A 24020-nucleotide genomic window follows, 5' to 3' on the forward strand; every position below is an offset into this window, starting at 1 on the left:
GTGGCTCAGCGCCGTCTTTCGCTCACCCGCCGGCCCTCGATGACCGTGCCCAGCACGTGGGTGGTGTACTCGAACGGGTCGCCGTCGAAGAGGGCCAGGTTGCCGTCCTTGCCGACTTCCAGGCTGCCGACCCGTTCATCGATCCCCAGGATGCGCGCCGGGGCGGTGGTGACCAGCTCCAGCGCCTGGTCGAAGCTGGCGCCGTAGGGCAGGGTCATAGCCGCCTCGAACAGCACCACACGCGTCTTCGGGACGTAGCCCTCGAAGCCGGACTGCATTGCTACCTCGATACCCGCATCCATCAGCTTCGCCGCGGTGGTAAACGAGATGTGCTGGTAATCACTGCTGCCGCGCGAGCGGTACATGGTCGGATGGATGATGACCGGCACGTCGGCTTCGAGAATCTCGTCGACCAGCAGGTGGGCATCACTGGCGCCGGCCAGAATCAGTCGGAATCCGAACTCATCGGCCAGGCGGATGGCGGTCATGATGTCGCTGTGACGGTGGGCCTCGATGATCAGTGGAATCTCACCTTCGAGAACGTCGACTAGGGCGTCGAGCCCGAGATCGCGCGGCGGCTGCTTGTCTTCTTCGGCTGACTCGCGCTTGTCGCGATATTCCATGGCCTGGTAAAGCTTGGCGCGTAACAGTGCGACCGCCTTGGAGCGGTTGCCGGGGGACTTGCGGTCGTGACGCGTGGCGCCCTCGCCGAGCGTAGCCGCCAGGGCTGAAACCGGCTCTATCATTGCCTCGTCGACGGTATCTCCGGTGGTGCGGGCAATCAGAAGCTGCCCGGCCACGACCTCGCCGGGCCCGTGCCCGGTCTGGACGGTGGTGATGCCGTGCTCGCGCAGCCATTCGACCAGCTTCTCGTGCGGGTTGTAGGCATCGATGGCACGCAGTTCCGGCTGGATAGCGTCCGAGCGTTCCAGTTGGTCCTGATCATGAGGCTGATTGAGATAGCCCGACAGGCCGACGGTCGAGCGTGCGTCGATCAGGCCCGGGGTGACCACAGGCACCTCAATGGTCATCAGGTCTTCGGGAATGTCGGTTTCGGCGACTGGCCCGACGGCGCTGATCTTGCCGTCGACAATCACGACCACGCCATCTGTCACGGATTCACCCGGCGCGATATGCAGAGTGCCGGCGCGTACAGCGATGTCTTGTGCTGCGGCCGGCAGGCTGAAGGCCAGCAGGGCCAACGTTGCGATGAGGTTCTTCATTGTTCACCTCCGTGGCCGTGGATATGGCCGTGTCCATCGTCGTCACTCAGGGCATTGAAGCCGCCTTCGGCCACTCGACGGTCATCCTCGTCGTCGAGGTCGAAGCGGCGCTCGCCTTCGACCCAGGTTTCGAGAACGCGTGTGTAGACGCTCAAGGGGTCGCCGGAAAGAATGACGAAGTCTGCGTCCTTGCCGGGCGTAAGGGACCCGGCACGGTCGCCGATGTCGAGCATGTCGGCACCCGCCTGGGTCAGGGATCGCAACGCGGCCTCACGCGACATGCCGGCGCGCACGGCCATGGCCGCCATGCGCAGGAAATAGCGCGAGTCGGTCACCCAGTCATCGGTGTGCAGGGCGACTTTCGCACCGGCTTGTTCCAACGCCGGAGCGGATCGGGCCAGCAGGTTCCTCGCCTCGAGCTTGCCGCCCGGGCTGTCGACGAGAATCAGTGAGACCGGCACATCGGCGGCCGCAATCTCGTCGGCCACGCGGTAGGCCTCGGAGGTGTGGTGCAGCACCATGCGGAAGCCGAATTCCTCTTTCAGGCGCAGGGCGGTCATGAGGTCGTCGTGGCGGTGCGAATGAAAATGCACCATGCGCTTTCCTTCGAGCACTTCGACCAATGCGTCCAGGCCGAGGTCGCGTGCCGGGCCGTTGTCATCTTCGGCGCTGGCGCGCTTTTCGGCGTACTCCTGCGCCTTGATGTACTGGGCCCGCACCAGCGCGGCCGACTTGGCGCGCGTGCCGGGAAACGGCGGCTCGCGCATGGAATTGGTGCCGTTGGCCATCTTCAGGCCGCCGAGCACCTCGCCGTCGTCGCGGCGGTAGGCCAGGTCGGTGACGGCCTGGCCCTCGCGCAGCTTGAGATAGATCGTCTGGCCGCTGATGAGGTGGCCGGAGCCGGGCATGACATTGACCGAGGTAATGCCACCGGCCAGCGCGCGCTTGAGGCCGGAGCTGCGTACGTTGATCGAGTCGAGTGCCCGTGCCTCGGGCTGGATCGGCCCCGAGCGGTCGCCGCCGGACACTTCGCCGACGTGGCTGTGGGTGTCGACGATGCCGGGCATGATGACCGTATCGGATTCGAATTCAATCACTTCGGCGTCATCCGGAATGCGGATATCGTCCCGACTTCCGACGGCATCGATTCGGCCGTCGACGACGACCAGGGCGCCGTTGTCGATCGGATCGGCATCGATAGGAATGATCTTCGCGCCGACAAAGGCGCGCGTGTCGGCCAGGGCGGCAGACGATATTGAGACCAGCAGCAATGTTGCCGCCAGCCCGTGTGAAAGCATCCTCAAGATTGTCTCCTTCAGATCGCTGGGGAAGTTCTACAAAATGGCAGAAGCAAGGCGCCAATGCAATTGGCACTGCCAAATGGGTTCATTTCTTTGCTGCCGCTGGGTTGTGCGTTATTGCCGCCAGGTTGGCTGATGCCACGGGTCGCTGTGGTGGCTTCGACACTTCAAAGGCGGTTTCGCCCGGCTTGCTTCGCAAGTGCTGCGTCTACACTGGATTGGCTGTTGCCACGGGTCGCTGTGCGAGCCTCGACAAGTCAACTTCTGTTCCGCCCGCCTGCTACGCAGGCTGATGGCGGGTAACTTTTTTCCCGCGCGAAAAAAGTAACCAAAAAGCGCGCTTAAAAGCAGGCGGTTACGTCTCAAGATTCTTTGAGCGGAGTGGCTTCACGGACTGTGACTGGGGCTTTGCTTGGGCCCGGCTGCGGAACATGCTGGCTTGCGATGACGCCTGCAGCGGCCCGCATCTGGCACCACGACTTCGAGTGGCGTACCACCTCCGGTCTCTGTTCCATCATTTATCGAAGCCGACCCCGATCGAGGTCGTGCTGTGTGGGTGTGGGCTACGCCCGGACTTTATCGAAAACACCATGCTTGACGACCGAGTGATCGCGAAGGCAGAAGCGGTATCTCCGTTAAGCCCTGAAGTTACCAGGTCCTGCGGCACAACCGCGTCTTCTAAGAGCGTTTTTGGTGACTTTTGTCGCGACTGACAAAAGTTACTCGCCCAAAGAGCTTGCGAAGCAAGCCGGGCGAAACCGCCTTTGACTTGTCGAAGCCGCCAACCTAGCGGTTAGCAATACACAACCCAGTGACAGCAAAACCACGAGGCTACTCATCAATACGAGGCGGCTTCCGCGCCCGCTTGATCTCCTTGTGGCGCTGCTTCTTCTTCTTCCAGCGCTTCTTCGCTGAACGACTCGGCCGCGTAGGAATGCGCTTCTTCGGCTTGTGATATGCCTTCTCGACCAGTTCGGCTAACCGCTCGCGCGCTTCCTCGCGGTTGCGGTGCTGGCTGCGATGGCTCTTGGCCTCGATCGTGATTACGCCTTCGTTGTCGGCGCGGTGGCCGGCCAGTTCCAGCAGGCGAAGCTTTACCGGTTCGGGAAGGAAGCCGGAGGCAACCACGTTGTAGCGTAACTGTACGGCCGTCTCGGTCCGGTTGACGTGTTGTCCTCCCGGGCCGCCGGCCAGTATGAATTTTTCCTCCAGTTCATTCTCCGGAGGCAGGTGTCGCAGTTCGCTCATGTCGCCATGGTAACTCCCCAGTTTGTCGTCGCGGCCCCGAGCCGGAATCTCGCCAATGGCGGAAGCGAATGTCGCTCTATCGAAGCTGCCAGGAGGCATCCTCGTGCAGCTGGCAACGGGCACATCAAGGCCAGGGGCGGTAGGCTTTTGCTGAGAGTCTTGGGTTGGTAGCATCTCACGAAGGAATGAACTGAAGCTGTAATCCTGCACGCAAGAGTGACTTTGTCAGGAGGGAGGCAACATGGATAACGCAACTCAAATTTTCATTGTGGGCGGAATGATTGTTCTGTCATTCGGTTTCCTGCTGGGCATTCCAATGGCCGTGACGCGCAGCCGGTCTCCGAGGGCGCCCCGGTACCTGTTTGCGGCACATCTGGCAGCGATAATACAGGGCGCGTTACTGTTGGCGATGACGGTCGCAATTGGTTTTTCGGACTTGTCGCCTGGTGTCGAGACAGTAGCGGCGACTCTTTTGTTGAGTGGCATTGTTTTGTTCGACCTCGGTATGGTCATAAACTGGCTACAGGGCGTGGAAGATGCTTTTTCAGAGAAGTCGCTTGGTAACAAGGTGTCATCGATAGGAACGCCCTTCGTGCTTATCGGTACTGGAATTGTGCTTTTCGGGGTCATTGCGGCGATTTAGCTCTGTGATGAGCGACTCGCCGTCGGCGTTATGGCTTGCAGAGGGAGTCGTTGTGTCACGTGGATTGGTGTTCAGAGAGGCGCTGCTATCCGATATTCCCAGGATTATGGAGATTCGATTTCTGGTGACGGAGAATGAACTCTCGGATCCTTCGAAGGTGACCGCCGAGATGTGCGAGCAATATCATGGCCCCCTGGGGCGCGGCTGGGTCTGTGAGGTGCAAGGGCAGGTGGTGGGCTTTTCTTACGCGGCGAAGATGGATTCTTCCATATGGGCGCTATTCGTGCTGCCGGCATTCGAGGGCCAGGGTATAGGAAGGGGGCTCCTAAATCTCGCAACCAATTGGTTGTTCTCCTTGGGGAATGAGGAGGTGTCATTGCTGACCATGGTGAATACGCGGGCGGACCGGTTCTATGCTGCTCAAGGATGGGAAAGGGATGGTATGAAGAGTGAGACTGAAGTTTGCTACCGGCTCCAAAGGCAGACTTTATAGTATAAAGTACTTGACATAACTCTAAGCCCCGGCTATATAGTGCCCATGAACATGTCACTTCGCCGTGATTCGACAAAGTCGCCCGTTGCGCTGCACGATCGCGCCATGGACGACTTGCGCTTCATCCGAGACACCATGGAGCGGGCGGGGGCGTTCACGGCGGTGCCGGGTTGGGGTGGGGTCGCAATCGGCGTGACAGGCGGGGTTGCGGCGCTGTTGGCTTCCTGGCAGACGACGCCTGAGCGCTGGCTGTCTGTCTGGCTGGTGACTGCGGCCTTCGCCAGCCTGATCGCGGCGGGCACGCTGTATTGGAAGGCGAAGCGAGCCGGTGTGCCTTTGCGCACGGGGCCGGGACGCAAATTTCTGCTTAGTTTCCTTCCGCCGGTGGCTGCGGCCGTGGCCCTGACGGCGGCGTTATATGCTCACGGCACGCTCGAGCTGCTACCGGGTCTATGGCTGCTGTCCTACGGCGCTGCGGTGACCACTGCCGGGACCTTCTCGGTCCGTGCGGTGCCGCTGATGGGCATCGGTTTCATGGTGCTGGGCGCGCTTGCGCTGGCGACCCCGGCGGCGTGGGCCAACGGCTGGCTGGCGGCCGGGTTCGGGGGACTGCATATCGGGTTTGGGCTGTTGATTGCGAGGCGGCATGGTGGCTAAGGGCCAGTCAGCCAAACACACAGCAGTGCACGAGCAAGAAGGCGACACCTGCGCGACGCCAGCGCGGCGCAGCAAGGGCATAGCTCGGAGCATTCCGGTGCAGTTCAACCGCGTCATTCACGAGCGAGTGCGGCTGGCCATCGTCAGTGTGCTGGCCGGCGCGGAATCGATGAGTTTCAACGACCTCAAGCGCCTCCTCGACATCACCGACGGCAATCTGAGCGTACACGCCCGGCGTCTCGAAGAGGCGGGCTTCGTTACCTGCGAAAAATCGTTTGTCGGCCGCGTGCCGCATACCGAGTACCGGCTCACGAAGGCCGGACGCAAAGCGCTGAACGAATATCTCGACCATATGGAATCGTTGATCAGTCGGGTGCGTAAGGGCTGAACCCACGCGCCAGACCGGCTGCGAACCACTGCGGAGAGCAACTTTATGTCACAAAGTGGAAGGAGTGAATCCGGCAGATTGCACGTTGCGATCATCATGGATGGCAACGGTCGCTGGGCACAGAGGCGCGGGCTGCCGCGCAGTGCCGGCCACCGTGCCGGGGCGACGGCGGTCCGGCGCGTAGTCGAGGCGGCCCCGGCGCACGGAATCGACACGCTGACACTTTATGCGTTCTCTTCCGACAACTGGAAGCGGCCGGCACCGGAAGTGCGTGCACTGCTACGGCTGCTGGAGAAATATCTGCGCAAGGAGCTGGACTCCTGTATTGAGAACGATGTGTCCGTCGAGATTCTGGGCAGGCGTGACCGTCTGCCTGCACGTGTGTGCGACGCCATCAAGTCGGCTGAGCGGGCGACTGTCGGGGGCAATGCACTGCGTCTCCGCCTGGCCATCGACTACTCTTCGCGGGAATCGATCGCGCGGGCGGCCGCGCACGGCCCTGGCACACGTGCCGAATTGGCGCGGCGGCTGGCACCTGACGCTAACCGGCACGTGCCGGACGTGGATTTGATGATTCGTACCGGCGGCGAGCAGCGGCTGAGCGACTTCCTGCTTTGGGAGAGTGCCTACGCCGAGCTTTACTTCACCGAGGTGGCGTGGCCGGACTTCAATGGCGATTCGCTTGCCGCCGCGGTCGCCGAATTCAGCCGGCGCCAGCGTCGCTTTGGTGACGTCGAGCATATCGCACGGACCTCGGCACTGCTGTCGTCCCAAGTTCGATGACCTCGGTCGGCTGGCAATCTGGTTGGAATTTCCTACGTTGGCTGGGCTGCAACGCCAGGACGCGCGATTGACAGTTCCCGGAAGCAGGCGTATATAAAAGCTTTTGGGGGGAAGGGAGTATTGCCGTCATGAAAAAGTATTTAAGGTTCCCCCTTGCTGCATTTCTCGTTTTCCTGATCGCGAGCTGTTCACCTTCCGACTCGCCTTCCGACGCGCCTGCCGACGATCCACCAGCTACTGACACCGAAGAATCCACTGCCTATCTGCCTGAACTGGCACCGGTCGGCGCCACGCTGCTCGACGGCCTGGGTGATTACAGTCGGTCGATCGGCGCTTCAAATCCCGAAGTCCAGCAGTGGTTCGACCAGGCCTTGATGCTGACCTACGGCTTCAACCACCAGGCCGCCGAACGCTCTTTCCTGAAGGCCGCCGAACTGGATCCGCAGTGCGCCATGTGCTGGTGGGGTTCGGCGCTGGTGCTCGGGCCGCATGTCAATGCGGGTATGGACCCGGCCAACAACGAGGCCGCCTGGGAGCGACTGCAGGCGGCACAGGCCGTGGCCGGTGATGCGCCGGAATGGCAGCAGGCCTACATTCGGGCCTTGTCGGCACGCTATGCCGAGAACCCGCCGGAAGACCGCAGCGGGCTCGACCAGGCCTACGCTGATGCGATGGCCGAACTGGTGGCCGCGCGTCCGGACGACCTGGATGCCGCCACGCTCTACGCAGAATCGCTGATGAACCTGCAACCCTGGGATTACTGGTCCATGGACGGCCAGCCCCGCGGTCGCATCACCGAGATCGTGTCCGTGCTGGAAGGCGTGATCGAGCGGGATGCGAACCACGCCGGTGCGCTGCATCTTTACATTCACGCCGTTGAAGCGTCCGAAGAGCCCGAACGCGGTGTGGTTGCCGCCGATCGTCTGCGAACGCTCATCCCCGGCTCGGGTCATCTGGTCCACATGCCGGCGCATATCTACGCCCGGGTCGGGCGCTATCACGATGCAGTGATCGCCAACCAGAAGGCGGTGGAAGCGGACAACGCCTACCTGGCCGCCTGCCGACCTGGCCCCGGTGTTTATCCGCTGGGCTATGTGCCGCACAACCACCACTTTCTGTGGTTCGCCGCCAGCATGGAAGGCGCAAGCGAGGTTGCCCTGGCTGCCGCAGAGGAAACTCACGCGCGTACCAGTGATCCGGACCTGATGCGTGCGCCGGGGTTCGAGGGTATGCAGAACTTTGCGCTAACGCCATTGCTTGCCAAGGTGCGGTTCGGCCTGTGGGACGAGATCGCGGCGGAACCGAAACCGGCCGACGACCTGCCGTACATGCAGGCCATGTGGCACTACGCACAGGGCATGGCGGCGGTGCGAAGCGGCCGTGAGGACGACGCGCGTACCCATCACGAGGCGCTGGTCGCAGCAAGCACCGACCCTGCCATCGAGCGCCTCATGATGTGGGAGCGATACTCGCTGATCCACGGTGTGCGCGTGGCCGAGCGCACGCTGGCCGCCGAACTCGCCTATGGCAGTGGCGACCTGGATACGGCAGTGGCCGCGCTGGAGACGGCCCGCGATATCGAGGACGACCTGCCTTATGACGAGCCGCCGGGCTGGCATGCGCCGGTGCGCCATACCCTGGGTGCCGTGCTGCTGGACGCAGGGCGCGCGGAGGATGCAGAAGAAGCCTATCGTGCCGAGCTCAGGCGCAATCCGGAAAACGGCTGGTCGCTCTACGGTCTGGCCGAGTCATTGCGGGCCCAGGGCCGGGACAGCGAAGCTGAAGAAGTGGAAGCCCGCTTCGAGGCCGCATGGGCCCAGGCCGACGTGAACCTGACGAGTTCGCGCTTCTGAACCAGTCTCGGGCCGCGGCGCCCTCAGCGCCCGGCCCGGGCAACCCTGCCGAGATCTTCGGCCAGCGCATCGGCATCCAGCGGTGCGGTGAAATAGCCGCGCATGTGGCCGCCGGGATCGATCAGCACCAGCGCAGTAGAGTGATCCATGGTGTATTCGCCCTTCCCGGTTGGTACACGCACGTAGGCTAGTTCGAGGCTGTCCAAAAGGCGGTCCAGTTCTGTTTTCTTCCCGGTCAGAGCAGTCCACTCGGAATTGAAATGGGCCAGGTACTCGGCCAGGACTTCAGGCGTGTCGCGTTCGGGATCAACGCTGACGAAAACGGTGCGCAGCCGCTCAGGCGAGATACCCGCGCGCTTCTGCACCGAGTCCAGCAAGGCCAGGGTGCTGGGGCAGACGTCCGGGCAGTGCGTGAAGCCGACGAAGAGAACATTCCAATTACCCCGCAGCTCAACGTTCGTGAAGTCGCGGCCGTGCTGGTCGCTCATGTGGAACGGGGCTACGGCGCGCGGTTCGTCGAACATGGTGGCGTGCAATAGCTTTGTAGGCGGCTCGCCGCTCCCGGAACAGCCACCGACCAGCAGGCAAGCCGCGGCAAGGTAGAGCAGGGCGCGTTGAGTTTTCACGGCGATACCTTGGCGCAGTTGTGACTGCGTAGATTGTACGTGTTTTGACGCTCTGTCCGCCTCGGCGTAGCGCATTTGTCGTGCTCGGCATGCTGAAGTCCGGATTGACTCCCGTCAACGAGTTGTCGTTCTCCGGGCGCATACTGAAGTTGCTATTGATTCATCATGGGAGGGTGACATGAACTACACCACGCGGGCCGATGAAACCTCGCACCACCGCGCCATCGGTGAAGCGGCCAGAGACGATAAGACGCTCATCGGCTATGCAACGCTTGCGGCATCCAGTCACAACACGCAGCCGTGGCTGTTCAAGCGAGAGGAAGACGCCATCTGCATTCTTCCGGATCTGAACCGGCGCTGCCCCGCGGTCGATCCTGACGATCACCACCTCTATGCCAGCCTCGGCTGTGCCGCCGAGAATCTTTTGATCGCGGGGCGGGCTGCGGGACTGTCGGGGCGGTGCAGCTACGATGCGGCTTCATCGGGCGTCAGACTCGAGTTCGAAGCAACCGCACCCCTGCGATCCGATTTGTTTGCGGCGATTCCGGAACGTCAGTGTAGCCGCACCGGGTACGACGGATCGGCACTGAGCGACGACGAGCTGAGCAAGCTCGTCGAGGCCGGGCAGGGCGAGGGTGTGTCAGTCATGCTGATTACCGATCGCGATCGAATGGAGACAATCGCGGAATTTGTCGCCCGGGGTAACAAGACGCAGTTCGACGATTCCGAATGGAAGCGGGAGCTCGTGACCTGGATTCGCTTCAACAGCCGCGAGGCCGCCAGCTCGGGGGACGGTCTGTACGGGCCGGTGATGGGCAGCCCGAGCGTGCCCCGATGGCTGGGCCGGATTGCGATGCACTTCGGTTTTTCCGCCGACAAGCAGAACGCCAAGGATCACAAGCACATCATGAGTTCGTCTGCCATAGCCGTGATTCACTCCGAGTCGAACGACAAGAAACACTGGATCGAAGCGGGCCGCTGCTACCAGCGCCTGGCACTGCAGGCGACGGCGCTCGGCCTGCGCAACGCCTTCATCAACCAGCCGGTCGAAGTCGCGGCCTTGCGATCGGAGTTTGCGCAGTTCCTGGGTCTCGGCGAGCGCCGGCCCGACCTGGTCGTCCGTATCGGCCGTGGTCCGGAAATGCCAAGATCCCCGAGACGGCCGGTTGATGACGTCATTGTTCGAGGGGGCGATAGCCGGTGATCCAGTACCTTCTTTGCTGGTTCCTGCTCGCCGCGGTGGGCGTTGCAAACGGGATGCTTCGGCAGTACACCTATGGCCGCCGCTTGCCCGAACTCGTTGCCCATCAGGTCTCGACGGTCACGGCCATCATCTTCACCGGCCTGCTCGTGTGGGGCGTGAGTCGGCTGTGGCCCCTGGAATCGCTGGCGCAGGCTTGGTGGGTGGGTGTGGTCTGGTTGACCGCGACCGTCGCCTTCGAGTTCGGCTTCGGGCACTACGCGGTCGGCCATTCCTGGAACAAGCTCCTCCGCGACTACAACGTTTTCAAAGGGCGTTTGTGGCTGCTGGTCCTGGTCTGGATTCTGGTCATGCCAGCCATTTTTCATGTCTGGATGTGATTTCTGAATCCACTCGAGCATGTCGCAGCCCGAATGGTCTACCAGGCACTTAAAATCTCAGAAAGTTGCCAACGTCCTGCGACTTTGTAGCCCTTACGAGTGGGGCGTGCGCGAAAGCGTAATAGCGTCATCGGGCCATGTGTTTTATTGCCTATCGCGCGATCAGCGCAAATCCGGTAGCTACCAGCAGCATGTACACCAACTGCCGAAACCGTCGTTCGTCCAGGCGGTGGTGCAGGAAGTCCCCCAGTAAGTAGCCGACGCCGAGGACGGGCAGGTAGATCGCCACTCGGGGCAACACGGGAATCAGCGTGCCGTCCAACAAGAACACCAGCGTCAGTCCGGCATTCAGACTGAACCACACGGTCACCAGCGTAGCCCGGAGGCTGCCCTTGTCGAGCTTCGTCCCAGCCATTGCATAAACCAGCAGCGGGCCGCCGGACGCGAACAAACCGTGGGTGATGCCGGCGGCGAAGGTGAGAACGCGGCTGAGCCATTTCGAATGGGGATGGCTGGCGACGTGGCGCCACAGACGCCAGAGTTCTCGCAGGGCGAACCACACGATCAGGCTGCCGAGCAGCATTTTTAGCAGGTTCTCACCCAGCCAGGGGCGCAGCAGGTAGCCGGCGACGGTGCCGGCGGCCATCAGGGGCAGGACGAGTTTCAGCAGTAATGTCTTGTCGATGTGGTGGCGGTTCTTCCAGGCGATGGTGCCGGTCATGAAGATATTGAGTGGCACCAGGATCGGCAACATGGCCGAGATCGGCAGCAGGAGGGCGCCCAGGGCCAGGGCGATGACGATTGAACCGAAGCCGGTGATGGCCTCGATAGTCGACGAAACCAGAATGCAGATACCCAGCCAGATCACCGGCAGCATCAGCGACGGTCTCTCCCGAGGTGCCGGGCGAAGTAGTCGAAGGCCTCGGCCGAGGTCTTCTGCGGGGTGTAACCGAACTCTTCCTTTAGGCGGCGGTTGGACAGCACTGGACGGTAGCGCAGGAAGTCGATTTGCTCCGGTCCGGTTGGCTTGCCCAGCCACTTGGCGATTCGCAGCCCGGTCTTGACGACGCCGACGGGCAGGGTGAGCGCGGGCTTTCGCAGGCGGCGGGCGATTTCGCGCATGTCCAGCGCGCCGTCGCCGGCCAGGTTGTAGATGCCTTCGGCATTTTCGCGGATGCCTTTCTCCAGGATGTTCAGCACGTCTTCGTCCCAGATAAAGACGAAGGGCGAGTCATGACCTTTCAAGACCAGGATACGGCGGGCGGTGAACAGGGCGGTGATCTGGTTACGGGTGTCATTGCCCAGTACGGTGCCTGGGCGCAAGACGAGCTGCTTGAGTTCGGGATGGAGCTTGCGGTAGCGCGCCAGCGTTTCCTCGATGCGACGCTTGTGGTCGGCGTAGGCGAATGTTTCGTTGCCCCTCAAGGGATCGTCCTCGTCGATCCAGTCGGGATTGTCGGCGTGGTAGCCATAGGCCGCGCCCGAGCTGGTGACGGTCAGGTGCACTACGCCCGTCTGAATGCAAGCCTGGACTACGTTGCGTGTACCGCCGACGTCGATGTCGAAATCGTGCTGACGGTCGTTGGAGCCCTGCAACACGGAAGCCAGGTGGACGACGTGCGTTATGGCGTGGGTGTGCATGACTTCGGCCAGGCTACGTGAGCGGATATCAAGTACTTGCAGCGGAAAGCTCAAGTCCTCGCGCTTCCGTATATCGGTCCCAAAAACCTCGAAGTCGTGGGCCAGGCGATTGCCGAGCTGGTGTCCGATGTAGCCGGCGGCACCGGTGATGAGAATGCGCTTGCTCATGACATGCCGACAACCGGTTGTGGCGTTTCGTCCGGCGGGCGTCGGGCCCAGAACTGCGACAGGGCGATGCCCGCTATGAGGTGCCAGACACCCCAGAACCCCGCGATCAGAAGCATGCCGCCGGCCGTAGGGAAGAAAGTAAACAGGATGACCAGGCCCAGGCCAGAGTTCTGGATGCCGACTTCCATGGTCACCGCGCGCCGGTCCGCGTCGGGGAGCTTGAACAGGCTGGCCATGCCGAAGCCGAGGAAGAAGGCGAGCAGGTTATGGCCGATCACCAGCCAGACAAAAGTCTGAAATTCCTCCAGGAACGTATTGAAATTCATACCGAAAGCGATTCCGGCGAAAGCCAGCAGAACCACAAGTGAGAACACCCGCAGTGGCTTCTCGCTCTTGTCGGCGAGCTTTGGCCAGTGTTGGCCGGTGAGTATCCCCAGCACCAGTGGAATACCCAGCACCAGAACGACCAGTAGCAGGATATTGCCGGGATCGATGCTGATTTGGGTGAGGTACTCGCGGGTGTAGGGATTGAGCCAGCCGTAGAAGGCAAAATTGAGCGGTGTCAGCACGATGGCGGCGACACTTGAAACCGCCGTCATCGACACCGACACGGCCACCGAGCCGCGCGCCATGAAGGTCATGATGTTGGAGAAATTGCCGCCCGGGCAGGCCGCGATCAGGATCATGCCCAGGGCGATCTCGGGTTCGAGTCGCAATAGCCAGGTGACCGCACAGGTCGCCGCGGGCAGCAGCAGGAACTGCGCGACCAGGCCGGCAGCCGGCGCGACCGGTGTACGGATCACACGGCTAAAGTCTGCTGGGCGCAGGCTCAGCGCCACGCCAAACATCATCAGTGCGAGGATGGCGTTGAGCAGGATCAGGCTGTCAGGATCGAAGCGCACCGAGTTCTGGTCCCCTTTTACCTAGCCTTTCGGTTCTTCGTGCATCTTCTTGAAGTGCATCAGTCCCGGCGCCCACATGTGCTTGACGGGGTCGACATCGACGTGGACAACGGCGCAGCCGTCGCACTCGATCGCCCGGAGTAGTGCGCCTTTCAGATCGGCCGGGTCGGCCACCCGTTCGCCGTGGGCGCCCATCGCCTCGGCCACCTTGTCGAAAGCGATCTCGCCCAGGTCGGCCTTGATGGTTTCTTCCGGCTTGAGTGACTTGAACATGAGGGTTTTCAGCGGCTTGAGTGCAAATTGCTGATTCATTTTCACCATGCCCCACTGCTTGTCGCAGAGCACGACGTAGACCACTTTCAGCTTGTTGCGCACCGCGGTTTCGATTTCCTGCGGATGAAAGCCGAAGGCGCCATCGCCGATAATGCAGCAAACCGGTTTGTCGGTTAGGGCAACAGCCGCACCGAGGGCTTGTGCGACGCCGGCGCCGAGCATGCCGAACTTGAAGGTCGACAGCACGCGATTGGGTATCCGGGCACGGTGATAGAACATCGCCCAGATGGCGGTGTTGCCGCCGTCGGCGACGATGGGTGAGTCAGCATCGAAAACTTCGTTGCAGGTGGCGGCCACGTGCGCCGGGTGCATCGGCACCGAGTCGTCATCCAGCGCCTTATTCCAGTCGGCCCGGTCGGATTCGAGTGATTTGCCGTAGCCGGCGACCCGCTTGCGACGGGCTTCCATGTTCGCGGACTTGCGATCGGTCAGTGCCCGTGCCAGGGCATCCAGGAACTTGCCAATATCGGCCTGGATGGCCAGGTCAGTGGGCTTGTTGAGGCCCAGCATGCGGGCATCCAGGTCAACCTGGATGGTGGTCTGCTCGGCCGGCTTGCGCCAGTAGGGCGGCTTGCCCCACCAATCAGTCTCGCCCACGCGCGAGCCCAGGATCAGTACGGTATCGGCTTCGTTGCGCACCTGGTGGTTGAGCTTGACGTGCGGCATGGGCATGGCCAGTGGTGAGTCTTCGCCGATGACGCCACGTGCGGCCCAGCTGGTGGTCACTGGCGCGTGAAGCTGCTCGGCCACGCGCTCGAGTGCGTCGAAGGCTTGCGCATGGATCACGCCGCTGCCGGCGTGAATCATTGGCGCTTCGGCGCGGGTCAGGAGCTCGGCGGCTTGTTCGACCTGCTCGGGCGTGGGTGCGGTCGGCTCGGAGTTGCGGTACTGGCGGGGTTCCCACAGGGCAGGCAGGGACTTGAACTTGCCGTTCATGATCGTTTCGGGCACGTCGACGTGGACCACGCCAGGCCTTCCGTCCCAGCAGGCGCGGAAGGCCTTCCGCATCTGTTCCGGAACGCGCTCCCAGGAAGAGACCGCCTGTGAGAACTTGCCGATCTCGCCGATCACGCCGGCCTGGTTGAAGCACTGGTAGGCGCCGCCACGGTCGGGATACATGATCTCGGGCCGGCGCGCGCTGGTGATGGCCAGCACGCGGTTGCCCTCGGCCTGCTCCACGACCAGGCCCGGCAGCAGGTTAGCGACACCCGGTCCGTTGGAAGCCATGCACACGCCCAGCCGCCCGGTCAGGCGCGCATAGGCTCCGGCCATGTGCGCCGCGCAGGTTTCGTGGCGTGGCGTGACGATTTCGATGCCGAGCCGGTCGAGCGCCGCGTAGAACCCGAAGTAAGTGCCGTCGATGATGCCGAAGACCTTTTCGACGCCTTCGGCCTGGAGCATGCGTGCGATCAATTCGCCGCCGTGGTGTTCGGCCATGCCTGTCCTTTTCGTCAGCGAGTGGCGCCACCGGCGCGCAAGTTTACGATGATTCCAGTGTAGGCGATATCCGGTGCCATGCGGGTAAGTGCTTTGCGAACAAGGGCTTGAAGCAATTCTTAAGCGCCTTTTTGGAATCATTCCGAATGCTTCGGGATGGTTTCAGGACTTGATGGGCCGCGATGCGCAGGATGGAACCCACATTCATCACGCCCATCACGGAATCGCGCCATGAACCTTTTCAAGCTCTCTCATGCCAACCCGGTCGCCACGGTCGTCATCTTTCTGATCGTCGCCATCATGGGCCTTGCCGCACTGATCAGTCTGCCGGTGCAACTCACGCCCAACCTTGAGCAGCCCAAGATCACCATCCTCAATTTCTGGCGCGCGGCGGCGCCGGCCGAAATGGAAGCCGAGCTGGTGGAGCCGCAGGAAGAGGTGCTCGAAACGATCGTGGGCGTGGAGAGCATCAGCTCCTCGGTACGCGCCGGAATGAGCATTACCACGCTGAACTTCCAGGTGGGCACTGACATGCAGGCCAAGCTCATGGACGTGATCAACGCCATGAATCAGGCGCCGCCCCGGCCGCGTGACGCCGAGGAGCCGAGGATCAGCCTGGGTGGTCTCGAGCAGCCACTCTCGACCTTGCTGATCCGCAAGACCGTCGAAGGGGCCGACGGTGATTTCACCGACGACCAGGAGTTGATTCGACAGACCGTGGCGCCGGCGCTTCGCACCATCGAGGGCGTCACCAAGGTCAGGCTCAACAGCTTTCGCGACCCGCAGCTCGAGATCGTTTTCGACCCCTACCGCATGGCCGCGCTGGACCTGCAGCTCGACACATTGCTGCAGCGCATTCGAAGCGCCGGCAACGTCTCGGGTGGTTTCGCCTCTGTCGGACGGCGCGAGTACACGGTGCGTTTTGCCGGACAGTACGTGGCCGATGAATGGGCGCAGATGATCGTTGCCTACAACGACGGCCGACCGGTGCGACTGGGCGAGATTGCAGAGGTGCGGCCGGGTCACGAGCCGCTGCGCGGCTTTGCCTACCGCGACGGCGACCCTGCCTTCTACATTCAGTTGTTCGCGGCCAGCAATGCCAATACGGTGGAGATCATGACCGCGCTGAAAGAGCGCGTGGCCACGGTCAACGCCGAGCATCTGTCGGATGCAGACCTCGAGCTGATTCTCAGTTTCGATGCCTCCGAGCACATCAAGCGCGCCATCGCCCTGGTGCAGGGCAATCTCGGCCTGGGCATCGCGCTGGCGATGGGGCTGCTCTACCTGATGCTGCGCGGCTGGCGCGCGACCGCGCTGATCGCCATCACCATCCCGTTTTCACTGCTGGCCGCGTTGCTGGTGCTCGATCTGCTCGGACGCAGCCTCAACATCATCTCGCTGGCCGGGTTGGCCTTCGCCGTGGGACTGGTGCTCGATGCGGCCATCGTGGTGCAGGAGAACATTGTGCGCCTGCTGCAACACGGCAAGCCGCTGAAGAAGGCGGTGGTGCAGGGCACTGTCGAAGTGGCGCCGGCCTTGTTCGCCTCCACGCTAACCACGGTAGCGATCTTCACGCCCATCGTGTTCATGCAGGGCGTGGAAGGGCAGCTGTTCTTCGACCTGGCTGTGAGCATGGCCGTGGCCGTGTGCGCTTCCATGCTGGGAGCCTTCTTCCTGGTGCCGGTTGTCGCCGGAATTTTCCTGCGGGGTGGAGCCGACGCCGGCCAGCCGCCGCGCTTCTGGCATCGCCTGGCCAAGCACTACCTGTGCTTGGCTAACACCGACTCGCGCGCGTTGCTCTGGCTGTTGCTGCTCGGCCCCGGAGCAGCGGCCGTGATCTGGGCACTCACCCCCGAAACGGACTTCCTGCCCGAGGCCAAGTGGGAGGGGATCATGACGGTGTTTACCGTGCCACCGGGCGCCAGCTACGAAACACTGGAGGACGAGATCGGCCGCACACTCATTCGCCGGCTCGAACCCCACCGCACCGGCGAGAAGTCGCCGGGCATTCGCGCCTACAACCTGGCCATGAGCGAAGGCGGCAAGGTGCTGTTCGTCTACCCGGAGAATCCACGCGAAGTGCATGACGTGCTTGATCTCCTGCGCACCGAGATTCTCGCGGACCTGCCCGATACACGCGCGTTTTCCTTCCAGTCGTCGTTGCTGAGCATCAACGTGGGCGGCAGCCGCTCGGTCTATATGAATTTCGCCGGCGAACTCGACGATGCCTCGCGCCAAGTGGCGGCGCAGACCATGCAGCGTATCCAGGCCGAGATTCCCGGCGCCGGTCTCCGCCCACTGCCCGGCCTGAACGACGCGCAGCCGCAACTGGTGCTCGCACCCGACGACCATGCCGTCGCCCGGGCTGGCCTGAACCGCAACCAGGTGGCCGACATGGTGCGTGCGACGACCAGCGGTCTCTACGTCGGTGAGCAGTTCGACGGCAGCCGGCGACAGAACATCATCCTCAAGGCGCCGCCCTGGGCGAACCCCGAGCAACTGCAGGCGGTGCCCATGGCCACGCCCCTGAGCGGCGTACAGACGCTCGGGCAGCTTACACGGGCCGAACGCCGTGCTGGCCCCACCCAGCTTCGCCGCTACAACGGCGAGCGCACCTTCACCCTGGCCATCACGCCGCCGGCCGATATGTCGCTGGAAGCCACTTTGGAGAAACTGGCGCCGATCATGGCCGATGCACAGGCGCAGGTCAGCCCCGGCATTCACCTGATGCTCTCGGGCGGTTCCGACGACCTGGCCGACACGATTGCCACCATGACCTGGAACTTCGCCTTTGCCGTCCTGGTGCTGTTCCTGCTGATGACCGCGCTGTTCCGTTCCACCCTGGACAGCCTGGTGGTGCTCGCCTCCATGCCGATGGCGCTGGCCGGCGGCGTGCTGGGACTGTGCGCGCTCAACCTGTTCGCCTTTCAGTCGCTGGACCTGCTGACGATGATCGGGTTCGTGATTCTCATGGGCCTGGTGGTCAACAACGCCATCCTGCTGATCGACCGTGCCCGGCGCGGGCGAGCTGAAGGGCTTTCCGACGAAGAATCCATCCGCATGGCCGTCGAGACCCGCGTGCGCCCGATCTGGATGAGCACGCTCACTTCGGTGGTCGGCATGCTGCCGCTGGTGCTCGTGCCCGGCGTCGGCAGTGAAATCTACCGCGGCCTGGCCGTGGTCATTGTCGGCGGCATGCTCACCAGCACCTTGTTCACCGTCGTGTTCATGGCATCCGCCCTGCGCTTGCTGGCGCGGCTTCGCGCCCGCCGGGCCGAAGCGGCCATTGATTCAGCGATCCAAGCGTCATAAAAACAGGAGTTTATGAAATGAATATCACACAACGCTTTATCCATGTCATTTTCTTCGTGCCGGCCGTCCTGGCCCTGGCCGGGGCTGCTCTGGCCGCCGAACGGCCCGTGGTTTCGGTCGTGTCAGTCGAGTCCGACGAAGTCAGTCCCACCCTGATGGTCACGGGCACCGTGCAGAGTCGCCACGACTCGGCGGTCTCGGCCGGTATCGCCGGTGCGCTGACCTGGGTGGCCGAGCCCGGCACGCGGGTCGCGAAAGGCGAAGCGGTCGCGCGCCTCGACGATCGGCCCTTCGAACTGGCCGTGCGAGAGCTGGAAGCACGGCTGAACAAAAAGCACATCGAGATTCGCCGCCTGGACCAGGATCTCGACCGCTATCGCCGGCTGCAGGAACAGCAGTCGATCTCCGCGCGCGAAGTCGATTCGCTCGAGGCCGACCTGGGCATGGCGCGTTCGGATGCCGAACTGCTCGAGGTGGAGATTGATCGGGTCCGCCAGGATCTGGCCAGGACCCGTATCGTCGCGCCCTTCGATGGCATGGTCACCAAGCGTTTTCAGCAACAGGGCGAGAGCGTGTCGGCCACGCAGCCGGTGGCGAAAGTGGTCAGCACCGAAGCGCTCGACATCCACTTCCACGGGCCGCTGGCCCACAGCGCGCTGCCGGCGGCATTGGGCACGCTGCGCGTGCACTGGGGCTCGGGCAGCGCCGAGATGACCGTGCGGGCCACGGTGCCGGTCAGCGATGAGCAGTCGCAGAGCTTCCTGGGCTACCTCAGCGTGCCCGAGTCAATGGCCTCGCAGTTCCGCATCGGCCAGTTGATCAGCGTGGCCGTGCCCACGGCGCTGCCGTCGCAGCAGTACATCGTGCCGCGCGATGCGCTGGTGCTGGGGGAAAAGCAGATCCGGGTGTTCGTGCTCGACGATGAGGGCCGGGCGCGGGCCATTCCGGTCGAGGTCGGCGCCGATCACGGCGACTACGTCGGCGTGGCAGGTTCTCTCGCCGCCGGCCAGCAGGTGATCGTGCGCGGCGCGGAGTCGATTCGCAGCGGTGATCTCGTAACCGTCTTGTCGCCGGAGGAGTTTCCGGTAACGACTCTGAACAGCTAGGCAGGCTGCCTGTCGTTCCGGAAGCCGCGCAGCTATTGTCTGGGGCCTCGCACTTAACGGCGGGCACTCAGCCAGGCAGTGCAGGGCGCTGGCGTGTGAGATCCCGGCTCTTCGCATCGCTCCGGCCGGGACGACAAGGGTTGGGGGGGCTTAATCAACCGTGGTCCCGGAAACCGCGTGAGCGGCTATCCGGGATCTCGTAACTCAGTCGGAAGACTTCGAGTCGCCTGCCCGCTGCGGCAGGCGATCAAGCAATTCGGCGAAGCGCGGATCGTTGCGCAGGGGCAGGTAGTGGGGATCGACGTTGACCAGCAATACCTGCGGTTGGCGTTCATCGACCGCCTGATTCAGCCATCGGAAGGCTTCGTCGTGGCGTTCGGCAACGACGGCATAACGGGCCCATGCCATCGGTGGCTGGTAGTGGCCTATGTTGGATTCGACTCGGTCTTCGAGCAGGCGACTGAAGAGCGCGCGCAGGCCGCTCTGCCGATAAAGCTCGGTGTATTCGGCAATCTGTTTCTCGGCGATGTCCTTCTCGCGCATGAGCGCAATGAATTGTTCGAAAGCGAGTTCCTCGTCGCCCAGGAGCAGGGCGAGACGATGCAGCATCTTTCTGTAAGAGTCGGATTCCGATTCGCTGTTCATCAGCCGACGCGTTTCGGCCAGCGCCCGTTCGAGTTCGCCTCGCATTGTGTAGACGAAAGACATATTGAGATAGCGATAGGCGGCGGGATCGGCCTCGCGCAATTGCTGCAGCATTTCTTCGGACCGTTCGAACTCGCCCAGCGTCAGCAGGAATTCGCTGTAGGGCAGGTAATTCGTCGGGTCGTTCGGGTCGAGTTCGATCGCACGCAGATAGGCATGCTCGGCGGCCTGGAAGTCCCAGTCAGCCAGCCAGTGTAGTTCCGCCTTGCGCAGCCAGGCGCGGGCATTGTCGGGATCAAGTTCGATCACGCGGTCGAGCAGGGCGTGGGTTTCGTCCGCGTAGAGCTCGATATCGAGATGGCCATTGCGCGCACTCAATTCGAGCTTGGCTTCGGCGATACCCAGATAGGCCTTGGCAGAGTCCGGATCTTGTTCCAGCGCTTCCCGGAACTCGGCAATGGCTTGCCGCAGTATTTCTGGCTGCTCGCTGTCGAGCCGCTCGCCGGCTTCTTCGAGCAACCTGCCCACTTCGGCGTCTGGCGCTTCGATGGGTGGTGTTTCGGGAGCGGGCGCCCGATCACGGCTGATCCACCAGCCGCCCACGCCGGCCACCAGGAGGCCGACGCCGACCAGACCGGAAGACAACCACCTCTTCGTTCCCGAACCAGCCGTTGAGCTGAGATGCTCCGGTGTGACAACAACACGCCGGGTTTCGGGTAACCAGATGTAACCCGTGCCGGTCACGGTACGAATGTACTTCGGCGCGGCGGCGCGATCGCCGAGCACGCGGCGCAGCTTGCTGACGGCCACCGAAAGACTGTCTTCGTTGACCACGCGCCCCGGCCAGATTTCTTCCATTAGCCAGGTCTTGGTCAACACCTGGCCTGGTCTGCGGCAGAAGGCATGGAGCAGATTGGCGACCTTTTGCTCCAGGATTACGTCATCGTCACCCAGGTGCAGGCGGCCCTCGCGCGGTGCGAATGAGGCGGAGTTGAAGTTAAAGTGAACGGAATGATCCATGGGGTGATGCGCCGCGTGGCGCTCGATCCGGTCAATCGGCAGCAGAGGGCGCAATGATAGTCCACCCGGTCCCCGGATGGCGCCGAATCACTTCACGCGTCGCCGGCGACCGGAGTAGCATTACCACCTTTGCCGGCCGCAGCTGGCAAATTCAGGATTCAACCGACGGGCAATGCAGAATGCGCAGATTGATTGATCTAAGCCATACCGTCGAAGACGGCCTGATCACCTACCGTGGCTTGCCGGCACCGATCGTGTGCGATTTCCTGTCGCGTGAGGATTCGAAGGAACACTACGACACGGACACGAGCTTCCATATCGGTCGTATCGATATGGTGGCGAACACCGGCACTTACGTCGATTCGCCGTTCCATCGCTTTGCCGACGGCAAGGACCTGTCGGAACTGGAACTCGAGAGTCTGGCCGAACTGCCCGGGCTCTGCATTCATCTTGAAGCAGTCCCGTCGTCCCGGACCCCGAACCGGGAGCTGCCCGAATTGCTCAAGGACACCAATCGGAGTTCTCGCGCCATCGGCCCCGAAGCCTTCAAGGGCCTGGACGTCACCGGCAAGGCCGTACTTGTCCACACCGGCTGGGCCCGTCACTGGAACACCGATGCCTACTTCGAAGGCCATCCATTCCTGACTCGTGAGGCGGCCCAATGGCTGCGTGACGGCGGCGCGGCTCTGGTCGGCATCGACTCACTCAATATCGACGATATCGAAGACGGCGAGCGGCCTGTCCACACTACGCTGCTCGGCGCCGATATCCCCATCGCCGAGCACTTGCGCGGACTGGAGCAATTACCCGAAAGCGGATTCGTCTTTCACGCCGCGCCGGTAAAGGTTCGTGGCATGGGTACGTTTCCGGTGCGCGCCTATGCAGTAATCGAGCATGACTGATTCGAGCTGGCCCACTACGCCTTCCCGGTGGGCCTGATCGAAGGTGATGTGCCCTGGACGTTCAGCGAGCAGATATTCATTGACGAAAAGCCGTCTTGGTACGAGTTTGCCAACGAAACGAACAATATGACGGCCGCTGAGGTCTTCGAAAAGTACGGCGAACCCTGAGGCGGAATCACATCAAGATCTGCCGGGTCGAAGTCGAGCGCAGCAAGGCCAACTGGGTTGAACTGCCGGAGGGTGGGAACGAGCACCCTTTCGACGATTATCCCGACGAAAACCCGGCCGGCATGGCGGGAGCACCACTGCCTGGTGCGCTGATCACCAGCCCCGACATCGTTCCAGTGGTTCCGTCGTTTCGTCATCCGAATCGATCAACCACATCGCCTCGAATTGCCCCGCGGTTGCGCAGGCGTGGTTGGGCAGAATACGGAGTCGACTCCCGATGGGGAAGGCTCTGGCATCCAGCGCTTCCCCGTCGCGCCGGGCGAGGATGCCGTGTTCCTGGTTCGTGGCCCGGACGATGACTTCGGGTGACAGGACACTGCCGGCCTCGTCGCAGACCAAACCGTAGCCCTGGTCGATGGCCTGGTCGGCGGTGCCGCGGTCGCGCGAGAGCGACATCCAGCCAGCATCGACGATCACCTGCCCGTGCTCGCTGCGGTGGCCGATCACCTCGGTCAGCACTGATATGGCGACATCGTCGATCTGGCACACGCCCAACCCCGCCATGACCAGGTCCATGAAGGCAAACACGCCGGCGCGTACTTCGGTGACGCCAGTGAGATCTTCGGCAAACATCGCCGTCGGCGTGGAACCTACGCTGACCACCGGCGCATCAAAGCCGGCTTCGCGCAGCTTCCGTGCTGCAGCGACCGCGGCATCGCGTTCCTGTCGGGCCATTCGCACCAGACAGTCGCGATCGCGGCAGGCGTAGGAGCCGCCGGCGTGCACCATCACACCCACCGGTGTCGCGCCGCCGCGGGTGAGGGTGCCGGCGGCCTCGACAAGCGCCGGGTCATCGGGATGGAAGCCCGCCCGGTGCCCGTCTGCATCGACTTCCAGCAGCACACGAAATGCGGTGTCGCGCGCGGTGGCCGCCTCGGCCAGGGCTTGCGCCGCGTCGGGATGATCCAGGATCAGGGTCAGCCGCATGCCGCCGGCGATCCGGCGGGCGGCTTCTGCGAGCTTGCCCGGCGCGATGCCGACCGCGTAGAGCAGGTCATGGATGCCGGCAGCGAAGAAATAGTCCGCCTCCGCCAGGGTGGAAACCGCTGCGCCGCCGGGATGCCCCGCCAGCATGCGCCGGGCCAGCTCGATGTTCTTGACGGTCTTGAGGTGCGGACGCAGGGGAACGCCGAGGTGCTCCAGTTGCCGATCCATCCGCGCCACGTTGTGCTCGAAGCGTGCGTTGTCGATCAACAGGGCTGGAGTCGTCAGTTCATTTAGGTCCGGCAAGGCACTCTCCCGATTCATTCTGCCCGATACTCCATTGTCCCCAATCCAGGCGCCCAGCGCGACCGAATACTGCCGCGATGAGCAATCGGAGTCCTTGAATGCGCCATGGCCGCAGGGCATTATCACGCCGGCCGGACCGGTGGGCACCGGCTCACCGGGGCGTCTGGACGCCAATCGGTCCAGGGGACTCGATCGGGTCACCGGCTCGTGAATCTTGTCCGGGTTCGTGATGACGTGAAATTGCTGTTTGCTGCAGAGCAGATGGAGAAAGTGGTCGTGGAGAACTTCGAATGAAGGGTA

At 62.8% G+C, this 24020-nt stretch carries 22 protein-coding genes; 12 read left to right on the plus strand and 10 right to left on the minus strand.

The genetic code is table 11. The features are described 5' to 3' along the window. Nucleotides 1-5 precede the first annotated feature (5 nt). The 3 genes from G4Y73_RS05280 to arfB all read right to left on the minus strand — a co-directional run bounded on the left by G4Y73_RS05280 (nucleotide 6) and on the right by arfB (nucleotide 3772). Nucleotides 6-1223 (minus strand): amidohydrolase family protein, encoded by a 1218-nt coding sequence (locus tag G4Y73_RS05280; RefSeq protein WP_164230181.1) that lies wholly within the window; start codon nucleotides 1221-1223, stop codon nucleotides 6-8. Next, nucleotides 1220-2521 carry an amidohydrolase family protein gene (locus G4Y73_RS05285; protein ID WP_164231212.1) on the minus strand — a complete coding sequence of 434 codons (1302 nt, stop codon included), beginning with the start codon at nucleotides 2519-2521 and terminating at the stop codon, nucleotides 1220-1222. The genes G4Y73_RS05280 and G4Y73_RS05285 overlap by 4 nt, the downstream gene beginning before the upstream one ends. An 834-nt stretch (nucleotides 2522-3355) precedes the next feature. Further along, complete coding sequence (gene arfB / locus G4Y73_RS05290; protein ID WP_164230183.1) at nucleotides 3356-3772, minus strand: alternative ribosome rescue aminoacyl-tRNA hydrolase ArfB; 417 nt, start codon at nucleotides 3770-3772, stop codon at nucleotides 3356-3358. Nucleotides 3773-4013: 241 nt separating this feature from the next. Between arfB and G4Y73_RS05295 the strand changes: the two genes are divergently transcribed. The 6 genes from G4Y73_RS05295 (at nucleotide 4014) to G4Y73_RS05320 (ending at nucleotide 8589) form a co-directional block, all read left to right on the plus strand. Continuing rightward, the gene (locus tag G4Y73_RS05295; RefSeq protein ID WP_164230185.1) at nucleotides 4014-4415 is read left to right on the plus strand and encodes a hypothetical protein; all 402 of its coding nucleotides are present in this window, start codon (nucleotides 4014-4016) and stop codon (nucleotides 4413-4415) included. Nucleotides 4416-4422: 7 nt separating this feature from the next. Beyond that, complete coding sequence (locus tag G4Y73_RS05300) at nucleotides 4423-4908, plus strand: GNAT family N-acetyltransferase (RefSeq protein ID WP_164230187.1); 486 nt, start codon at nucleotides 4423-4425, stop codon at nucleotides 4906-4908. Nucleotides 4909-4953: 45 nt separating this feature from the next. Further along, nucleotides 4954-5565 carry a hypothetical protein gene (locus G4Y73_RS05305; protein ID WP_205596483.1) on the plus strand — a complete coding sequence of 204 codons (612 nt, stop codon included), beginning with the start codon at nucleotides 4954-4956 and terminating at the stop codon, nucleotides 5563-5565. Further along, nucleotides 5555-5953, plus strand: coding sequence for a transcriptional regulator (locus G4Y73_RS05310; RefSeq protein ID WP_164230189.1), 399 nt, complete (start codon nucleotides 5555-5557; stop codon nucleotides 5951-5953). The genes G4Y73_RS05305 and G4Y73_RS05310 overlap by 11 nt, the downstream gene beginning before the upstream one ends. 45 nt (nucleotides 5954-5998) lie before the next feature. Further along, nucleotides 5999-6736, plus strand: a complete 738-nt coding sequence (locus G4Y73_RS05315) for a di-trans,poly-cis-decaprenylcistransferase (RefSeq protein WP_164230191.1) — start codon at nucleotides 5999-6001, stop codon at nucleotides 6734-6736. Nucleotides 6737-6864: 128 nt separating this feature from the next. After that, nucleotides 6865-8589, plus strand: coding sequence for a tetratricopeptide repeat protein (locus tag G4Y73_RS05320; protein WP_164230193.1), 1725 nt, complete (start codon nucleotides 6865-6867; stop codon nucleotides 8587-8589). 23 nt (nucleotides 8590-8612) lie between these two features. Here the strand turns inward: G4Y73_RS05320 and G4Y73_RS05325 are convergent, their stop codons facing one another. Further along, on the minus strand, nucleotides 8613-9215 hold the full coding sequence (locus G4Y73_RS05325; protein WP_164230195.1) for an SCO family protein: 603 nt from the start codon (nucleotides 9213-9215) through the stop codon (nucleotides 8613-8615). Nucleotides 9216-9393: 178 nt separating this feature from the next. On the opposite strand from G4Y73_RS05325, the gene G4Y73_RS05330 reads away from it, so the two are divergent. Both G4Y73_RS05330 and G4Y73_RS05335 read left to right on the plus strand, forming a co-directional pair. Further along, nucleotides 9394-10419, plus strand: coding sequence for a nitroreductase family protein (locus G4Y73_RS05330; RefSeq protein WP_164230197.1), 1026 nt, complete (start codon nucleotides 9394-9396; stop codon nucleotides 10417-10419). Next, nucleotides 10416-10796 (plus strand): hypothetical protein, encoded by a 381-nt coding sequence (locus tag G4Y73_RS05335; protein WP_164230199.1) that lies wholly within the window; start codon nucleotides 10416-10418, stop codon nucleotides 10794-10796. The genes G4Y73_RS05330 and G4Y73_RS05335 overlap by 4 nt, the downstream gene beginning before the upstream one ends. A gap of 151 nt (nucleotides 10797-10947) precedes the next feature. Here the strand turns inward: G4Y73_RS05335 and G4Y73_RS05340 are convergent, their stop codons facing one another. Genes G4Y73_RS05340 through G4Y73_RS05355 form a run of 4 tightly spaced genes read right to left on the minus strand, consistent with a single transcriptional unit; the run spans nucleotide 10948 to nucleotide 15277 of the window. Next, complete coding sequence (locus G4Y73_RS05340; protein ID WP_205596484.1) at nucleotides 10948-11673, minus strand: sulfite exporter TauE/SafE family protein; 726 nt, start codon at nucleotides 11671-11673, stop codon at nucleotides 10948-10950. Further along, nucleotides 11673-12605, minus strand: coding sequence for an SDR family oxidoreductase (locus G4Y73_RS05345; RefSeq protein WP_164230201.1), 933 nt, complete (start codon nucleotides 12603-12605; stop codon nucleotides 11673-11675). Before G4Y73_RS05345 ends, G4Y73_RS05340 begins: the two co-directional genes overlap by 1 nt. After that, nucleotides 12602-13507 (minus strand): bile acid:sodium symporter family protein, encoded by a 906-nt coding sequence (locus tag G4Y73_RS05350; protein WP_205596485.1) that lies wholly within the window; start codon nucleotides 13505-13507, stop codon nucleotides 12602-12604. Before G4Y73_RS05350 ends, G4Y73_RS05345 begins: the two co-directional genes overlap by 4 nt. A 21-nt stretch (nucleotides 13508-13528) precedes the next feature. Continuing rightward, a complete protein-coding gene (locus G4Y73_RS05355) occupies nucleotides 13529-15277 on the minus strand; it encodes a thiamine pyrophosphate-binding protein (protein WP_164230203.1) in 1749 nt (582 codons plus the stop codon). A 231-nt stretch (nucleotides 15278-15508) separates the two neighbouring features. Here G4Y73_RS05355 and G4Y73_RS05360 point away from each other — a divergent pair, with 231 nt between their 5' ends. Next, nucleotides 15509-18589 carry an efflux RND transporter permease subunit gene (locus G4Y73_RS05360; RefSeq protein WP_164230204.1) on the plus strand — a complete coding sequence of 1027 codons (3081 nt, stop codon included), beginning with the start codon at nucleotides 15509-15511 and terminating at the stop codon, nucleotides 18587-18589. A gap of 17 nt (nucleotides 18590-18606) precedes the next feature. After that, nucleotides 18607-19695 (plus strand): efflux RND transporter periplasmic adaptor subunit, encoded by a 1089-nt coding sequence (locus G4Y73_RS05365; RefSeq protein ID WP_164230206.1) that lies wholly within the window; start codon nucleotides 18607-18609, stop codon nucleotides 19693-19695. A gap of 204 nt (nucleotides 19696-19899) precedes the next feature. Here the strand turns inward: G4Y73_RS05365 and G4Y73_RS05370 are convergent, their stop codons facing one another. Next, entirely contained in the window at nucleotides 19900-21414 is a 1515-nt protein-coding gene (locus G4Y73_RS05370) for a winged helix-turn-helix domain-containing protein (protein ID WP_164230208.1), read from the minus strand. 125 nt (nucleotides 21415-21539) lie between these two features. Between G4Y73_RS05370 and G4Y73_RS05375 the strand changes: the two genes are divergently transcribed. Both G4Y73_RS05375 and G4Y73_RS05380 read left to right on the plus strand, forming a co-directional pair. Beyond that, nucleotides 21540-22262: a cyclase family protein gene (locus G4Y73_RS05375; protein WP_164230210.1), complete on the plus strand. Its 723-nt coding sequence runs from the start codon at nucleotides 21540-21542 to the stop codon at nucleotides 22260-22262. A gap of 27 nt (nucleotides 22263-22289) precedes the next feature. After that, a complete protein-coding gene (locus G4Y73_RS05380; protein WP_164230213.1) occupies nucleotides 22290-22430 on the plus strand; it encodes a hypothetical protein in 141 nt (46 codons plus the stop codon). A 153-nt stretch (nucleotides 22431-22583) separates the two neighbouring features. On the opposite strand, the gene G4Y73_RS05385 is transcribed toward G4Y73_RS05380, so the two are convergent. Next, nucleotides 22584-23720: an alanine racemase gene (locus G4Y73_RS05385; protein WP_205596486.1), complete on the minus strand. Its 1137-nt coding sequence runs from the start codon at nucleotides 23718-23720 to the stop codon at nucleotides 22584-22586. Between the last annotated feature and the right edge of the window lie 300 nt (nucleotides 23721-24020).

This window comes from Wenzhouxiangella sp. XN201 (assembly GCF_011008905.1).
Classification (GTDB): Bacteria; Pseudomonadota; Gammaproteobacteria; order Xanthomonadales; family Wenzhouxiangellaceae; genus Wenzhouxiangella.

Bases quoted from the DNA above. Each gene is read 5' to 3' on its own strand.
- G4Y73_RS05305 (WP_205596483.1), top strand. From the start codon at position 4,954: ATGAACATGTCACTTCGCCGTGATTCGACAAAGTCGCCCGTTGCGCTG.
- G4Y73_RS05280 (WP_164230181.1), bottom strand. From the start codon at position 1,223: ATGAAGAACCTCATCGCAACGTTGGCCCTGCTGGCCTTCAGCCTGCCG.
- G4Y73_RS05375 (WP_164230210.1), top strand. From the start codon at position 21,540: ATGCGCAGATTGATTGATCTAAGCCATACCGTCGAAGACGGCCTGATC.
- G4Y73_RS05285 (WP_164231212.1), bottom strand. From the start codon at position 2,521: ATGCTTTCACACGGGCTGGCGGCAACATTGCTGCTGGTCTCAATATCG.
- G4Y73_RS05300 (WP_164230187.1), top strand. From the start codon at position 4,423: ATGAGCGACTCGCCGTCGGCGTTATGGCTTGCAGAGGGAGTCGTTGTG.
- G4Y73_RS05330 (WP_164230197.1), top strand. From the start codon at position 9,394: ATGAACTACACCACGCGGGCCGATGAAACCTCGCACCACCGCGCCATC.
- G4Y73_RS05295 (WP_164230185.1), top strand. From the start codon at position 4,014: ATGGATAACGCAACTCAAATTTTCATTGTGGGCGGAATGATTGTTCTG.
- arfB (WP_164230183.1), bottom strand. From the start codon at position 3,772: ATGAGCGAACTGCGACACCTGCCTCCGGAGAATGAACTGGAGGAAAAA.
- G4Y73_RS05360 (WP_164230204.1), top strand. From the start codon at position 15,509: ATGAACCTTTTCAAGCTCTCTCATGCCAACCCGGTCGCCACGGTCGTC.
- G4Y73_RS05355 (WP_164230203.1), bottom strand. From the start codon at position 15,277: ATGGCCGAACACCACGGCGGCGAATTGATCGCACGCATGCTCCAGGCC.
- G4Y73_RS05340 (WP_205596484.1), bottom strand. From the start codon at position 11,673: ATGCTGCCGGTGATCTGGCTGGGTATCTGCATTCTGGTTTCGTCGACT.
- G4Y73_RS05315 (WP_164230191.1), top strand. From the start codon at position 5,999: ATGTCACAAAGTGGAAGGAGTGAATCCGGCAGATTGCACGTTGCGATC.
- G4Y73_RS05365 (WP_164230206.1), top strand. From the start codon at position 18,607: ATGAATATCACACAACGCTTTATCCATGTCATTTTCTTCGTGCCGGCC.
- G4Y73_RS05345 (WP_164230201.1), bottom strand. From the start codon at position 12,605: ATGAGCAAGCGCATTCTCATCACCGGTGCCGCCGGCTACATCGGACAC.
- G4Y73_RS05320 (WP_164230193.1), top strand. From the start codon at position 6,865: ATGAAAAAGTATTTAAGGTTCCCCCTTGCTGCATTTCTCGTTTTCCTG.
- G4Y73_RS05310 (WP_164230189.1), top strand. From the start codon at position 5,555: ATGGTGGCTAAGGGCCAGTCAGCCAAACACACAGCAGTGCACGAGCAA.